Source organism: Pseudodesulfovibrio sediminis, from assembly GCF_020886695.1.
Lineage (GTDB): Bacteria > Desulfobacterota > Desulfovibrionia > Desulfovibrionales > Desulfovibrionaceae > Pseudodesulfovibrio > Pseudodesulfovibrio sediminis.
Window position 1 is genome coordinate 932,450 of the sequence record NZ_AP024485.1, and the last position, 14,924, is coordinate 947,373.

The following is a 14,924-nucleotide window of genomic DNA, read 5'->3' on the forward strand; positions in this document are numbered from 1 at the left end:
CGTCACTTACTGAATCTTGTCTTCTCCGCCGTCCCCGTCATTATCGGAGTCGTCGTCTTCGAGGATAAAATCATCCTCTTTGCCATCGGATTCGCTTTTGGGCTTGTATCCGGGGCCGGAGCCATCAACAGCTTTGCCATCGGCAGTGTATCCTTTGGGCGCCCCACCAGAGGTGTTGCCCGTAGACCCGCCGTTTCCATTTTCCATGGGCGGCAATTCCTTGCCTTCCATGAGCAGATCAATATCAGCGCCGGTGATGGTTTCACGGTCGAGCAACGCCAGGGCAATGGCCGCCAAAGCCTCCATGTTGTCTTTGAGCAACGCAGTGGCCTTCTGATACGCATCATCCACGAATCGACGAACTTCGTTGTCGATGAGTTTGGCAGTCTCTTCGCCATAGCTCTTGTCGTGAATGAGTTCCTTGCCCAAAAAGACCTGTTCCTGGTTGTCACCAAAACTCATGGGACCGAGCTTTTCAGACATACCCCACATGCAGACCATGTTGTGCGCGGTCTTGGTGGCGCGCTCGATATCGTTGCTCGCCCCTGTGGTCAACTGATCCAGAACCAATTCTTCAGCCACACGGCCCCCCATGAGGACAGCCATGTTGTTGAGGAGGAACTGCTTGGAATAATTGTGCCTGTCTTCACCGGGAAGCTGCATGGTCACACCCAGAGCGCGACCGCGCGGAATGATGGAGACCTTGTGCACGGGGTCGGTACCGGGCAACAGCTTGGCGACCAGAGCATGACCGGCCTCATGGTAGGCCGTCGTTTTCTTTTCATCATCGGAAAGGATCATGGAACGACGTTCACGACCGCCCATCATGACCTTGTCCTTGGCCTCTTCGAAGTCGGACATGTCCACATGGTCCTTGCCAAGCTTGGCAGCGGCCAGAGCAGCCTCGTTCACGAGGTTCTCCAGATCGGCTCCCGAAAATCCGGGAGTACCGCGGGCAATGACTTCCAGATCGACTTCGGGAGACAGCGGCGTTTTGCGGGAGTGCACCTTGAGAATGCGCTCACGACCACGCAGATCAGGATTCGGAACCACGACCTGACGGTCAAAACGACCGGGCCTGAGCAGCGCCGGATCGAGAACGTCAGGACGGTTGGTGGCCGCAACAAGGATAACACCTTCGTTGGACTCGAAGCCATCCATCTCGACCAGCAACTGGTTCAACGTCTGTTCGCGCTCGTCATGCCCGCCGCCGAGGCCAGCACCACGTTGACGACCGACGGCGTCGATTTCATCAATAAAAATAAGACAGGGAGCGTTTTTCTTACCCTGGGCAAAAAGATCGCGCACACGGGAAGCGCCAACACCGACGAACATCTCCACGAAATCCGAACCGGAAATGGAGAAGAACGGGACATTGGCTTCACCGGCCACGGCGCGTGCCAGCAGGGTTTTACCGGTTCCGGGACCACCCACCAGCAGAACACCCTTGGGGATGCGCCCACCCAGACGGGTGAACTTGCGGGGTTCCCGCAGGAAATCAACGACCTCGGAAAGCTCTTCCTTAGCTTCGTCGACACCGGCCACATCTTCAAACGTGACCTTGGCGGTTTCTTCGCTTATGAGCCGTGCCTTTGAACGGCCAAAGCTCATGGCTCCGCGTCCACCGCTGCCTCCGCCCTGCATCTGACGCATGAAGAATATCCAGACGCCGATGAGCAGAAGCATGGGGAACCAGGAGAGGAGCATGGTCAGATACCAGGGGGATTCCTCGGGCGGCTCCGCATTGACCTGCACCCCCTTCTGAATGAGGGTATCGATCATCTTCGGATCATCCGGGGCATACGTCTGGAACGATTCACCGGAACTCTTCACACCGGAGATTTTCGGCCCCTGTATTTTGACTTCCGCGACGTCTCCTCGATCCACCATGGACAGGAACTCGCTATAGGAAGGCATGTCCTTGGGAACCGGAGGCTGGTTAAAAAGGTTGAACAGGACGACCATCAAGACGAAGATGATTGCCCAGATAACAAGATTTTTCATATGGTTGTTCAAAGGAGAGTCCTCCGTAATATCGTATACAATGTCCCGAACTCGGGCACCAAATCGCTTTCAATGTGATATCAGGTTCTAAAGTAATGCAGCCTCATGAAAAATCAAGTGATTCAAACAAAAAATAAATCTTTCGCAAAGAATTGCACTAAACGGCAGCAAGCCACTCCTTCAACCGAACAATCTGCACATTCACGGAATCGGGGCCTGTCCCGCCCGGAGATGTGCGCCGCTCAATGGCAGCGGTGTAATCCAGAACGTCGAAAACATCCTCTTCGATGTCCTCGGAAAATTGCTTGAATTCAGCAATATCCATGTCTTCCAAGCCGATGCCCTTGGCTTCGGCGTGGGCCACGGCTGCACCGGTTATGTGGTGCGCTTCACGGAACGGCATGCCCTTGGCTGCCAGATAATCTGCCAACTCGGTAGCGTTCAGGAAGCCCTTCTTCACGGTAGCGGCCATCTTCTCCGGCACATATTCGATCTGCCTGAGCATATCGGCCATGATGCCGAGGGAAGCGGACACGGTCTTGTCTGCATCAAAGAACGGTTCTTTATCTTCCTGCATATCCCGATTGTACGTCATGGGTAAACCCTTGATGAGCACAAGGAGGCTCATGAGGGAACCAACCACGCGCCCGGTCTTGCCGCGCATAAGTTCGCAGGCGTCAGGGTTCTTTTTCTGGGGCATGATGGAAGAACCGGTCGCATACTGGTCCGGCAACTTCACATACCCAAAATTCGGATTGGCCCAGATGATGATCTCTTCGCAGATACGGGAAAGGTGCGCCATGACCAAGGAACCGGCGAACACGGACTCAAGGACGAAATCCCGATCGGAGACAGCGTCCATGGAGTTGGCAAAAATGGCCTCGTAACCAAGATCGTCAGCAACGGCCTGCGGATTCACCGGATGGGTGGTCCCTGCCAGAGCGGCCGCACCAAGCGGCATGACGCGTACACGCTTCAAGGCGTCGGTTACCCGTTCGTGATCCCGCTTGAACATCTGCGCGTACGCCAACAGATGATGCGCGAGGCTGACAGGCTGGGCAGGCTGGAAATGGGTGCAACCGGGAAGCATGGTACCCCGATGCTCCTCTGCACGAGCGACAAGCACGTCAATAAGAGCCGTAAGGGACGCCTGCCAAGCGACCAAGCGAGTGCCCACATGCAGTCGAAAATCCAGTGCGACCTGATCGTTACGGGAACGCGCAGTGTGCAGTTTGCCGCCAAGGGGGCCGATAATCTCGGTGAGTCGGGACTCGATGTTCATGTGAACATCTTCCATCTCGGTCTTCCAGGTAAAATCACCGGCTTCGATTTCTGCCTTGACCGTTTCGAGTCCATCACAAATGGTCGTGGCCTCGCCTTCGGTCAGAAACCCCTGCTTGGCCAACACGCGGGCGTGCGCCTGCGAGCCGCGAATGTCCTCGGCATAGAGCTGCCAGTCAAACGACACGGATTCGGAATATGCTTCCATGGAAGCGGCGGTTCCTTGTGCGAACCGCCCGCCCCACATTTTTTTTTCTGCCATAATCTACTCGCAGGAATCTTCAGATTCTTTTCCGCCCCATTTGGACTGCTGCATGCGACCCTTGAGCCTGAGGCCAACCAGTTTGATGAAGCCCTCAGCGTCAGCCTGATCGTAGACGTAATCTTCCTCAAATGTAGCCAACTCAGGATTGTACAGAGAGAACGGAGACTTACGTCCCAGAGGTACACAATTACCCTTGTAGAGCTTAACACGCACGGTACCGGTCACTTTTTCCTGAGATTTGTCGATCATGGCCTGCAACGCTTCGCGCTCGGGAGAGAACCAGTATCCGTAGTACACCATTTCGGCGTATTTCGGAATAAGGCCGTCCCTGAGGTGCATCATCTCACGATCCATGCACAGCCCTTCCAGATCACGGTGGGCAGCGGCCAGGATGGTACCGCCCGGAGTTTCGTACACGCCACGGGACTTCATGCCCACGAAACGGTTCTCGACCATGTCGATGCGGCCGATGCCATGTTTGCCACCAAGCTCGTTGAGCTTGGCAAGCAGGGCTGCCGGAGAATACTTCACGCTGTTGATGGCGATGGGATCACCGGCTTCGAAATCAATGGTGATCTCTTCAGGCTCATCCGGACACATCTCGGGCGGCGTGATATTGCGATAGCAGTCTGGGCCGGGTGCATTCCACGGATCTTCCAGCTCACCACCTTCAAAAGAGGTGTGCAGCAGGTTGGCGTCAATGGACCACGGTTTTTTACGGGAAACCGGGATGGGAATCTCATTTTCCTTGGCGAAATTGATAAGATCGGTCCTGGACTTCAGCTCCCATTCGCGCCAGGGGGCAATGGTTTTGAGTCGCGGATTGAGGGCCATGGTGGCCAGCTCGAAACGAACCTGATCGTTGCCCTTGCCGGTGGCGCCATGCGACACGGCCTGAGCACCTTCCATCTCGGCGATTTCAACCATCCTCTTGGAGATCAGAGGACGGGCAATGGCTGTGCCGAGCAGGTAACGACCTTCATACAGTGCGTTGGCCCGAAACATGGGGAAGACGTAATCACGCACGAATTCCTCGCGCATGTCTTCGACATAGGCCTTGACGGCACCGGTAGCCAACGCCTTCTCCTCAATGCCGTCCATTTCTTCACCCTGACCAAGATCAGCGGTCATGCAGACGACTTCACAATTGTAGTTATTCTTGATCCACTTGAGGATGATGGAAGTGTCCAACCCACCGGAATAGGCGAGTACGACTTTATCTATTTTATTCATTGTATATTCCTTCGTATAAAAACGTAATTATGTATAAATCCATTCAAGAATGGCTTTTTGCATATGCAGTCTGTTTTCAGCCTGATCCCAGACAATGGAAGCCGGGGATTCGAACACGGCCTCGGACACTTCCTCGCCGCGATGGGCTGGCAGGCAGTGCATGAATTTGGCGTCAGCAGCGGCTTTGGCCATGAGCGCGCCGTTCACTTCATATCCGGCAAACGCCTTTTCGCGTTTTTTCTGCTCTTCTTCCTGGCCCATGGAGGCCCACACATCGGTGTGGACATAATCGGCACCGGAAACAGCCTCGGAGGGATCATCGCTCAAGGAGATAACCGCACCCAGACCTCGCGCCTTGGCCAGGATCTCCTCATCAGGCTCGTATCCATTTGGACAGGCCAAAGAGAGCTGGTAGCCAAAGGTAACAGCGCCGTTGATGAAAGAGTGCGCCATGTTGTTGCCGTCACCGACCCAGGCCACTTTTATGTCTTCCAGCTTGGGCGTGCGCTCGTACATGGTCAGCATATCGGCCATGATCTGGCAGGGATGGTACTCATCGGTCAGAGCATTAACCACGGGAATGTCACCGTATTCGACCAGGGTTTCGAGATTCTCCTGGCCGAAGGTTCGCACTATGAGACCATCCGCGTATCGGGAAAGAACCCGAGCGGCATCCTTGAGCGGCTCGCTGCGGCCCAGTTGAGAATCCTTGGAGGCGATGAAAACAGGATCACCGCCGAGGTGACGGACACCCACCTCAAAGGACACGCGGGTCCTGGTGGAAGCCTTGTCGAAAATCATGAGCAAAGTCTTGCCGGCAAGCAGATCAGTCCGGACATTGTCGTCCTTCATCTCCTTGGCCCGCAAAAGGACCTGTTTCGCCTCATCCTTGGGGATATCCAAAATGGTCAAAAAGTGTTTGGGCATCGTGTGTTTACTCCATATCGATTGCCAAAATGAAAACAAAGAGATGGAGTTTGGCCCATATTAATATGAATGTAAAGCGATTTAGAATGCGAAAAAACGCCCCATTCGCCTGCGGCACAGTGGGAATCAGCCCGCATTTATGGATCGATTTGCTCCAGGTAGAGCCGTCCTCCGAATTTGAGGCGATTGATGACCAGAGACTTGATAGGATCACCATTATCATCGAAACGGATGGTACCGGTCACCCCCATGAATCCCGACGTAGTCGCCAGGCCGTCACGAATAGCCGCCGGAGTGGTGCCTTCGGCCCGCTCAATCGCATCCTTGATCAACATGACACTGTCGTAAGCCAATGCAATAGTATCCTGCGACACCGTACCGACTTCAGCCTCATACCTGCGGACAAAATCCTTTGACTGCTTCGAGTTGACCCAGCGGCTCCAATGCCCAGAATAGTACACGTCTTCAGCCTTGTCGCCGATGTATTCAAACAACTTGATCCCGATACCATCACCGCTGATGCGCGCGCTCCTGATGCCATATCGCGCAGCCGCCCCAAAGAAAGCGGCGACATCCGCATAGCCTCCGGGAACGAAAAGGACATCAGGCGCGTGTTCGGAGACCGCCTGCAGCATGTCATCGACCCTGTAATCATCCTGGGTATACTCGCCCTTCCAGACAATCCGGCCTCCGCCGGCCTCAAAAGCCTTGGTAAAGGTCTCAGCCAACCCCGTACTATAGGTTCGACTGGTGTCCTCCAGCACAACGGCGGTCACACTGTTCAAGCGCGTCAAGGCAAAATGGGCCAACCCCTGCCCCTGAAACGAATCGGTAAAACAGGCACGAAAGATATAATTACCCACCTGGGTAACTGCCGGATTGGTAGAGGAATGGGAAACCATGGGCACTCCGGCTTTCTGCAGAACCCTGGCCATGGCCAGGGAGTGAGAGCTCCAGTTGCAGCCCACTACGGCAACGGCTCCGTCGGCCAGGGCCTGACGAGCCGCCCCCGCACTTCCTTCAGCAGTGCTGAGGTTGTCATATTCGAGAAGTTCAACAGGACGACCGAGGATGCCCCCCTCGTCGTTTATGGTCTTCACGGCGAACCGTGCACCGGAAAAGGAAATCTTGTTCGAGGTACCGGCTTTGCCTGTCTTGCCGGTGATCATGCCTATCTTGATGGATTGGGCAGCCAGAGTCGGAGCCGCCATGAACGCAACCAGACAAAAGGCCATAAACAACATCAACCCGGCTGGTACCAGTGTTTCACTCGCGGTCCGTATGGAAAGTACTCTCATTCTGATCAAGCGCTCCTTCTCACAGAGAACAACCCTATACAAACCAGAGTGTGTTTGCATAGAAGATCAATACTTAATGCTCTTTAAGCCATTCATAAAACTGGCTTAAACTGAGCTGACGACTGGCAGGCCCGCTGCGAACATAGAATTCCTCTTTCTTCCCATCCTTCAAAATTGCCGGAACAGGAGCAGGAATACAATGCACTCTGAGCACGGGAATACCGCCCACCTCAATGATTGCGGAATTGATATATCGCGAGAATTCCGCTCCGATGCTTTGATTGACCAGATTATTGAAGTGCAACAAAGCATGATCCGTCGAATCGAGTTGATCCTCGGCAAAACCGGTGATTTCGCCGTTATCAGCGACCCCTATCAGCAGTGTGCCCCCGTCGGAATTAAGAAATGCGGCCACAGTCTTGAGACTGGCGTGCTCGATTTCACGACCATTTTTCCCGGACTTCAGGTTGAACCTGAGGGTCTGCTTGAACTCCAACTGATCGTTTTCCCCCCCCTGAACAAGCGCGAGAAGCTCAACGCCTGTCGACACCATGTGTCGTCTTCGACCAATGGCCTCAATGCGAGTTCTGTTCTTGTGGAGGAAGAACAAGGCGATAGCCCCCAACAGAATCAATCCGGTTGAAAAAAACTGCAGGAAAGTATCACTGGTCAAACTGGAGACAATGTTTCTGCGCGGCACTGCCACACCAAGTGACATGGTGTCTCCAAACACCGTGAGCGGCAAAGCATATGCCCACCAGACTTCCCCCTCAGCCGTATAGGAGAACGGTCTCTCTGCTCCACCAGCGGCCAACTGGGAGACAGCTCCCTGAATAACAGGATCTTCCAGCTTCTCAGGCTCAAGGGCCTGACTGACCTGATCTCTTTTGACACGTCCCGTATCCGATCCGGTAACCGGAAGCGCCTGCCCATTATTCCAATAGAGAAAAATTCGTTCAGCCCCGCCACGTTCGGCCCCGGCCAACTGTGAGAGCAGTGCGTCAATGGGGAAAAGGACCGAAAGCATCAACCGATCACCCGCTTCTGACTCCACCAACGAAGAAGCGGTTATCCAGGTCTCGCTGGAATCATAAAATTTGTTGGAACTGCGCCAATTGATCTGTTCCGGCTTGAGGTGAACAAATTCGTCGGCCAGGAAATGGTCCACTTTATCCCAGTCGTACTCCCACCCTTTGTATTTATCGTCGCGGGTTCCATCTTTCCTGTACAATGTCCATGAATTGGTGGGAGAATCACCACGTTTTGGAATCATTTCGGCCACACTGCCGGCCCGACGAGTAAACATATACCGCAGTCCATGCTCATCGCTGACCATGACCGCAGAGACCATGGGATGCTTGTCGAGTATCGACTGGAATTCCTTATGCAAATCCGCAGGTTCCAGGGAGGGAATAACCCCGTTGCCAATCTCCGAATTGGAATTTGTAACGGCATTGAGCAACACGGTCACCGCCCCGGAAATGCCACGGGCCGAGTTCTCTACCGCCACGACCGCTGCATCAGTGCGTATTTCACGAACTCCCCAATACCCCAGTGCAACAATGGCGGCCACAGTGAAGATCACGCCATAAAAAAGTATACTGTATAATTTTGTTCCACGAATGGCTTTTATTCCGGACATGCCTACACCCCTATCCCGCTATCTGAGAATTCAAGAAGCGCCCTGTCAACCGCCTGATCATTCAACTCGAACATTTCTTCGCTGTGATCAAACCCTGCCAGATGAAGAATACCGTGAGCGAGCAGACGGGCCAGATGCTCCAGAGGATGCTGGCCGTACAGATCGGTTTCGCGTCCCAGGGCGTCTACGGACAGGGCCAGCTCGCCGAGAAACAACGAATCCTCATCAGAAGCATTGAGCGGGGAATCTGCCTCATGCGCGGGAAAACTGAGAATATTGGTCGGCCCCACACATCCGAGATACTCCTGATTGAGCCGGGCGATCTCCTGATCATCAACCAGCGTCAAAGAAAACGTGCGTCCTTCCAGGTCCAGCGCTTCAAGCAGCACTGCCGACAGCGCCCGCAACTCACTTCCGGACAGGGCAAACCTCGGGTCCAGCCGGGTTTCGCGAAGTATGGTCACCTGCTCGTTCATGCCTATCCCTTGTCCGCCTCATATTTGTCATAGGCGCGGACAATACGTCCCACAAGCGGATGACGAATGACGTCCTGCTCATCAAAAACAATGCAGGACACGCCTTTGACGTTTTCAAGAATACGGCGCGCGTGCAGCAACCCGGACTTGGCATGGGAAGGCAGATCAATCTGGGTGACATCTCCGGTGATGACCGCTTTGGACCCGAAGCCAAGACGAGTCAGAAACATCTTCATCTGTTCCGGCGTAGTGTTCTGGGCCTCATCAAGGATGATAAACGCATCATTCAGTGTCCGTCCGCGCATGAAAGCCAGAGGCGCGATCTCAATGATCCCCGACTCCTGATAATCCTCTACTTTGGAGAAATCGAGCATATCGTGCAGGGCGTCGTACAACGGACGCAGGTACGGATTAATTTTTTCAGCCAGATCCCCTGGCAGGAAGCCAAGCTTCTCCCCCGCCTCCACAGCCGGTCGTGTCAGGACGATACGTTTAACCTCACGCCGGGCCAACGCCCCAACAGCCATGGCCACGGCCAGATAGGTCTTGCCCGTACCAGCCGGTCCAATGCCGAAGGTCATGTCGGAATCACGGATGGCATCCAGATATTCACGTTGATTCAATGACTTTGGAGAAACCGTCCTCTTGCCCGAGGTCGCATACACGTCGCCTTTGAAGACCTCTCCCACATCGGCGGACGGCTGACGCTCCAGCACCCGGCAGGCGAAATCAACGTCCTGCGGATAGATGGACTTGCCCTTCTTGATCATGGCGTACAGCTGAGTCAGTACCTGTGAAGCAAGGTCGCATTTGCCTTCATCGCCATCGTCACACTGTATGGCTACCGAGTTGCCCCGGCTGTTGATGTGAACGCCAAGACGCTCCCCCAGCAGTTTAAGGTGCTGATTGTGCGGACCGAAAAGCTGGCTGGCCATATGGCCATCGTCAAATTCAAGTTTGAAGGCAGACAGTTTGGATTCCTCCGATTAGACTTTCTTACGCAAAAACATCCACGAGCACGCCTTTCTTTCCAGCAGATTGGCGATTTCATACAGCGCCGCACCCATAATGGACATGCCCAGTATTCCCGAGAACATGGTCAGATAATCCATGGCGCCCCAAGCGTCCATAATCATATATCCCAGCCCCCGGGTGGTGGCAAAGGATTCCACAAAGAAAAGAACGGCCACAGACACCCCCGTGCCCAGTCGCAACGCCGTGAATCCATGGGGTAATGCCGCGGGCAGCAAAACTTCGAGAAGGATATCCATCCGGGTGCCGCCGAGAGACAAAACGGAATCATAATACTTCGGATGGATGGAACGGACGCCATCGCGCGTGGTAACCAGAATCTGGTAACCGAGAATGAGTCCAATCATGGCGATCTTGGAGACATCGCCCATACCGAGCAGGAGCAGGAAAACCGGCAGCAGCACTATCTTGGGGATAGGATATGTCAGGAAAATAAACGGTGCCAGAACCGCATCCACGCGCTTCATGCTGCCCATGAGCAACCCAAGCGGAAATGCGGTACACCATGCCAGGACCATGGCCATGACAGCCCGATATCCGCTCACGAAAAAATGCTCCCAGAAAAGCGGCGTCCCCATGGCCGAGACAAAGGCGGATACGGCGTCTTCCGGGTGCGGCAGAATAACTCCGCCAAGCGCCAGGGCCGCGAGCTTCCACAAAAGGCCGATTGCGAGAATGACCAAACCATATCTGAGGCAGGGTTTCCAAAGCATTACCATTGAGCCTCCACCGTGCGCCGCAGTTCCTTCAAAAGCGAGAAGGCTTCTTCGGTCTCGAGGATGCACGAATCTCCAAAGCCGGGATTGTCAAAAAGCGCAACCGGACGGGCCGGACGGTCGGACATGACCATGATCCGTTTGCCCAGGACCACCGCCTCCTCAAGGGAGTGCGTGACGAGCACATACGGAACCTTTTTCTGCTTCCAGAGATCGAGCAAGGCATGTTGCAAGCGCTCTCGCGTCAGGGCATCAAGCGAAGAAAACGGCTCGTCCAGCAACATGAGCCGAGGTCTGGTGACAAAGGCCCGGGCAATGGCCACCCGCTGTTGTTCTCCACCACTCAGGGTTGCGGGATAATCAGCATCACGCCCAACGATCCCCACTTCGGCCAACTGAGCCCGCGCCCTCTCCAGCCGTTCACGCTTGCCTACACCTTGAATTTTAAGCCCCAAGGCCACGTTGTCAACGACACTACGCCACGGCAACAGGCCATAATCCTGCAAAATGATGGAGATATCCGACTGGGGTTGCATGATCAGCTCTCCATCGAGCAAGACCTCCCCCCTGTCCGGCAACGTCAGCCCGCTCAACATATAGAGCAGGGTCGTCTTGCCGCAGCCGGACGGACCGACAACAGCCAGCGTCTCCTGGCTATCCAAAGAGAACGAAACATCCTGAATGACGGTCTGGCCGTCAAAGGACTTGATCAGAGTATCTGCTGTCAGCATGAACTACGGTTTGATAGGAGAAAGCGCTGTCTCATTGGAGATCTTTTTCTTCAATAATCCCTTGGCCATCATCCATTCCTGCACGTCATCCAGCTCGGCTGCCGTGGGGAGCTTGGGCATGGGGAAGGGGTAAATGGGAAACTTGGAAACCAGCGGCGGTGGAATACGACAGGTCTCTGCCATGAGACTGCGGTACGCTTCCGGGTTTTCGGCCAGACGTTGAACCGCTTCCTTGTAGGCAGCAACGAATTGCGTATATCCCTTGCCCCCGTCTTCATAATATTTGGCATTCAGGAAAAGCACAGTGAGGGGCATATCGAGATTTTCTGCCGTGGTCAGGATGCCGCCGCCCTTGAGACGGGTCAGGGTCAACAACGGTTCAGGCAGTAACGCGCTGTCAATCTGATCAGTCATGAGCATCTGCATGCGGATAGGCACTTTCTTGATTTCAACCGGTACGAAATGGCCGCGATTGACTTTCAGATGATCTTCCATCTTATCGGCCAGATACTCCATGATGGTGGACTTGGACAGACCGAGCTTGCGCCCTTTCATGTCACCCAGGTCACGATCTTTGCAGGCCGGTGAAAGCGCGATGCCGAACATGGGATAGCCCGGCGTGGTGCGCCAGGAAGTCAAGGCAATACGCATGGGCACGCCCTGGTTGATAAGCATATAGGTCGCGATCAGATCACCGAACGCTCCGTCAAGCTGGCCGGTCTGTATGGCTGTATCGCGTTCAAGGGCGGACATGAACTTAACCAACTCCACATTGAGACCATGCTTCTCAAAAAGCCCATCTCTGGAGGCGACGTGCAACGGCAACGAATCAATGACCGGCAGAACACCGAATCGAATGGTCATATTCTCAGCGTGTACAGGCAGGCTGAACACGAGGAGACAAAGAGCTGTAAGTACAATTTTTTTCATTCTGTTTCCCCTTCATTTTGCTGGAATTCATCTAGCACGGGAGCAAAGGAAAGAAAAGGCAGTGCAATCGTTGATTGCACTGCCTTGAGATCGAAAAATACTGCTTGAGACGTTGCCCTGTGAAGACTGTACAGGCTACTCCACACCCAACATCAATGCCCTATGAGCCTTCAATTCTTTGGGCAAAATGCTCCCTCAAAAAGTTCTTGATCGAATCGGGACTCGCACTGACTTCAGCAGGCAAATCTTCATAGTTGTACGCATAAATGGTACGAACCAGAACATTGAAACTACTCTTCCGGACAACAGAGTAAACGACATATCCAGGACCGGAGTTGGCATAGCCCTTTTCAACAAGGAATTGTTTAAAAGGATCATACACTTGGGACGCCTCTTTATACCAAAACGCTCCAAAATTTTCCTTACATCTTTGTCCGGCCAACACGATTTCTTCTCCATCAGGTGGAGCCCACCCGCCATCTCTCAAGATATGACGTAAAAAAATACAGATTTCAACCGGTACATTTCCTGACTTTTTTTGTAAGAAACATTTCGACTGAAGTACTCACTTTATGAGATTTATCAAACAGCATCCCCGACTGGCCTACATACGACGCATTTTCAGAAAATTCCGGCGACCCCACATAGTGAAAATCATCAGTAAGCGAAAACATCGTGTCCATTGCAGTCGGAGAAACATCTGTCGCGGTCTGCTTCCCATTGCAACCAACAAGAACAAAAAACATGAATATACATGCAACAATCAAAACATTCTTCACGGTACGACCCACTATCTAAACATTAAAAAAGACAATACATCGTATTAGACAGGCGAATAAAAGAAAATAGATTTTTAAAGAGTTCTTTATGCTTATTCATGATCATGGTCATGTGTATTGATAAAACTTTTTGCAACCAACCCAAGAACAATAACAGCACCGACAACACCTACCCAATGAGGCAGGATTTCGTCCACGTCAGACACCACCGCACGAATATCAAGGCCAAGCGATTCGTAAAGTCGATCTACCAGCCATGCGAGCGCCAGTGAACAAATAATGATGGACAGAACATAGAGTCCGGCTGCATGTTTTCCCAAGGTCTTGAGCATAACAGTGATAGTCGCTCCATTGGTCGCGGGCCCGGCCAACAGAAAGACCAGTGCTGCACCTGGAGACAATCCCTTGAGCAGCAGAGACGCCGCGATCGGCGTGGAAGCCGTGGCGCAGACATAGAGCGGGAGAGCCACGATCAGCATGACCAGATAGGAAAGAAACCCTGTCCCCACATAGGTATCAAGCGTATTGGCTGGAACAACGGCAGAAATAATGCCGGCTATGAGGACGCCAAGAAGCAGCCAACGGCCGATATCCGCTATCATTTCGTCAAAGGCATACTCCATTCCAACCTTGAATCGATCCCATGCGCCCGCGCCTTGAGAAACACCACAGGAAGAACCGGAGCAGCCGCACCCGCTCCCTCCGCAACCACCTTCCGGCGTTACGAGGCTCTTCAAAGGCAACGGCGCATCTTCTTTGTCAGGAAAGACATTGATCAGAATCCCTGCGAAAATGGCGGTGACAGAAGCGGCAACCGGGCGGATGACCGTCATGATCGGGTCGATGAGCGCATAGGTCACGGCCATGGAGTCCACGCCGGTTTCAGGAGTGGAAATCATGAACGCGGTGGTTGCCCCCTTGCTTGCTCCCTGCCGACGCAAGCCAAGCGCCGTGGGAAGTACGCCACAGGAGCACAATGGCAACGGAACGCCAATGACGGCCGCCTTGAACACAGACCAGACAGATCGTTTGCCCAGGTGTTTGGCCATGAAAGAATCCGGCACATATCCCTTGAGCAGCCCTGCGACAAAAAAACCGAACAGGACGTATGGAGACGCCTCCACAAGCACATTCCACGACTCAACGACTATATTCACCATAATATCAAACATTTATCTCACTCTCCACAAAACAAATACATGAGTAGTTATTCATAAATAATACAAAAAAAAAGAGGGAGGGGGTAGCCCTCTACCCCTCTTCCCTGACGTGATCCAATCCCTGAGAGACCAGGTTGCGAACATGGTCATCATCAAGAGCATAGTATACGTTCTTTCCTTCCTTGCGATAACGCACCAGCTTGGCTGCCCGCAGCAATCTCAGTTGATGAGAAATGGCTGATTGCGACATCTCCAGGACATCGGCCAACGCACAGACGCACAACTCCCCAATGGAAAGCGCGTACAGGATGCGAACACGGGTGTAATCGCCCAAGGCCTTGAAAAGTTCGGCCAGAAAAAGAAAGTCACGTTCAGAGAGCATTCCCTTCTTCGCCGCTTCCACATTTGCCACATGCTGCTCTGTATCGCTACACGCCATATTAGACATAC

14 protein-coding genes are annotated in these 14,924 nt (G+C 53.5%); all 14 read right to left on the reverse strand.

What is annotated here, in order from left to right; all coding sequences use genetic code 11:
- Positions 1-6: 6 nt before the first annotated feature.
- Entirely contained in the window at positions 7-2,016 is a 2,010-nt protein-coding gene (ftsH, locus tag SRBAKS_RS04685; RefSeq protein WP_283816526.1) for an ATP-dependent zinc metalloprotease FtsH, read from the reverse strand.
- A 145-nt stretch (positions 2,017-2,161) separates the two neighbouring features.
- Positions 2,162-3,547, reverse strand: coding sequence for an argininosuccinate lyase (gene argH, locus SRBAKS_RS04690; protein ID WP_229594162.1), 1,386 nt, complete (start codon positions 3,545-3,547; stop codon positions 2,162-2,164).
- A gap of 3 nt (positions 3,548-3,550) precedes the next feature.
- Positions 3,551-4,783 (reverse strand): argininosuccinate synthase, encoded by a 1,233-nt coding sequence (locus tag SRBAKS_RS04695; protein ID WP_229594164.1) that lies wholly within the window; start codon positions 4,781-4,783, stop codon positions 3,551-3,553.
- Positions 4,784-4,810: 27 nt separating this feature from the next.
- On the reverse strand, positions 4,811-5,710 hold the full coding sequence (argF, locus tag SRBAKS_RS04700; RefSeq protein WP_229594166.1) for an ornithine carbamoyltransferase: 900 nt from the start codon (positions 5,708-5,710) through the stop codon (positions 4,811-4,813).
- Positions 5,711-5,847: 137 nt separating this feature from the next.
- The gene (locus SRBAKS_RS04705; protein WP_229594168.1) at positions 5,848-7,008 is read right to left on the reverse strand and encodes an ABC transporter substrate-binding protein; all 1,161 of its coding nucleotides are present in this window, start codon (positions 7,006-7,008) and stop codon (positions 5,848-5,850) included.
- Positions 7,009-7,081: 73 nt separating this feature from the next.
- The gene (locus tag SRBAKS_RS04710) at positions 7,082-8,650 is read right to left on the reverse strand and encodes an AlbA family DNA-binding domain-containing protein (protein WP_229594170.1); all 1,569 of its coding nucleotides are present in this window, start codon (positions 8,648-8,650) and stop codon (positions 7,082-7,084) included.
- A 2-nt stretch (positions 8,651-8,652) separates the two neighbouring features.
- Positions 8,653-9,126 (reverse strand): rRNA maturation RNase YbeY, encoded by a 474-nt coding sequence (gene ybeY, locus SRBAKS_RS04715; RefSeq protein WP_229594172.1) that lies wholly within the window; start codon positions 9,124-9,126, stop codon positions 8,653-8,655.
- Positions 9,127-9,128: 2 nt separating this feature from the next.
- Positions 9,129-10,061, reverse strand: a complete 933-nt coding sequence (locus SRBAKS_RS04720) for a PhoH family protein (protein ID WP_229594174.1) — start codon at positions 10,059-10,061, stop codon at positions 9,129-9,131.
- A 51-nt stretch (positions 10,062-10,112) separates the two neighbouring features.
- On the reverse strand, positions 10,113-10,871 hold the full coding sequence (locus SRBAKS_RS04725; RefSeq protein WP_430708954.1) for an ABC transporter permease: 759 nt from the start codon (positions 10,869-10,871) through the stop codon (positions 10,113-10,115).
- Complete coding sequence (locus SRBAKS_RS04730; RefSeq protein ID WP_229594178.1) at positions 10,871-11,605, reverse strand: ABC transporter ATP-binding protein; 735 nt, start codon at positions 11,603-11,605, stop codon at positions 10,871-10,873. The genes SRBAKS_RS04725 and SRBAKS_RS04730 overlap by 1 nt, the downstream gene beginning before the upstream one ends.
- Before the next feature lie 3 nt (positions 11,606-11,608).
- Positions 11,609-12,535 carry an ABC transporter substrate-binding protein gene (locus SRBAKS_RS04735; RefSeq protein WP_229594180.1) on the reverse strand — a complete coding sequence of 309 codons (927 nt, stop codon included), beginning with the start codon at positions 12,533-12,535 and terminating at the stop codon, positions 11,609-11,611.
- 160 nt (positions 12,536-12,695) lie between these two features.
- Entirely contained in the window at positions 12,696-12,980 is a 285-nt protein-coding gene (locus SRBAKS_RS04740) for a hypothetical protein (protein ID WP_229594182.1), read from the reverse strand.
- 426 nt (positions 12,981-13,406) lie between these two features.
- Positions 13,407-14,486, reverse strand: a complete 1,080-nt coding sequence (locus tag SRBAKS_RS04745; protein ID WP_229594184.1) for an SO_0444 family Cu/Zn efflux transporter — start codon at positions 14,484-14,486, stop codon at positions 13,407-13,409.
- Positions 14,487-14,565: 79 nt separating this feature from the next.
- Positions 14,566-14,922, reverse strand: a complete 357-nt coding sequence (locus SRBAKS_RS04750; protein ID WP_229594186.1) for an ArsR/SmtB family transcription factor — start codon at positions 14,920-14,922, stop codon at positions 14,566-14,568.
- Positions 14,923-14,924 lie beyond the last annotated feature (2 nt).

Excerpts from the sequence above, each read along its gene's own strand:
- argH (WP_229594162.1), bottom strand. The coding sequence starts at position 3,547 with ATGGCAGAAAAAAAAATGTGGGGCGGGCGGTTCGCACAAGGAACCGCC.
- SRBAKS_RS04695 (WP_229594164.1), bottom strand. The coding sequence starts at position 4,783 with ATGAATAAAATAGATAAAGTCGTACTCGCCTATTCCGGTGGGTTGGAC.
- argF (WP_229594166.1), bottom strand. The coding sequence starts at position 5,710 with ATGCCCAAACACTTTTTGACCATTTTGGATATCCCCAAGGATGAGGCG.
- SRBAKS_RS04705 (WP_229594168.1), bottom strand. The coding sequence starts at position 7,008 with ATGAGAGTACTTTCCATACGGACCGCGAGTGAAACACTGGTACCAGCC.
- SRBAKS_RS04710 (WP_229594170.1), bottom strand. The coding sequence starts at position 8,650 with ATGTCCGGAATAAAAGCCATTCGTGGAACAAAATTATACAGTATACTT.
- ybeY (WP_229594172.1), bottom strand. The coding sequence starts at position 9,126 with ATGAACGAGCAGGTGACCATACTTCGCGAAACCCGGCTGGACCCGAGG.
- SRBAKS_RS04720 (WP_229594174.1), bottom strand. The coding sequence starts at position 10,061 with ATGGCCAGCCAGCTTTTCGGTCCGCACAATCAGCACCTTAAACTGCTG.
- SRBAKS_RS04725 (WP_430708954.1), bottom strand. The coding sequence starts at position 10,871 with ATGCTTTGGAAACCCTGCCTCAGATATGGTTTGGTCATTCTCGCAATC.
- SRBAKS_RS04730 (WP_229594178.1), bottom strand. The coding sequence starts at position 11,605 with ATGCTGACAGCAGATACTCTGATCAAGTCCTTTGACGGCCAGACCGTC.
- SRBAKS_RS04735 (WP_229594180.1), bottom strand. The coding sequence starts at position 12,535 with ATGAAAAAAATTGTACTTACAGCTCTTTGTCTCCTCGTGTTCAGCCTG.
- SRBAKS_RS04745 (WP_229594184.1), bottom strand. The coding sequence starts at position 14,486 with ATGTTTGATATTATGGTGAATATAGTCGTTGAGTCGTGGAATGTGCTT.
- SRBAKS_RS04750 (WP_229594186.1), bottom strand. The coding sequence starts at position 14,922 with ATGTCTAATATGGCGTGTAGCGATACAGAGCAGCATGTGGCAAATGTG.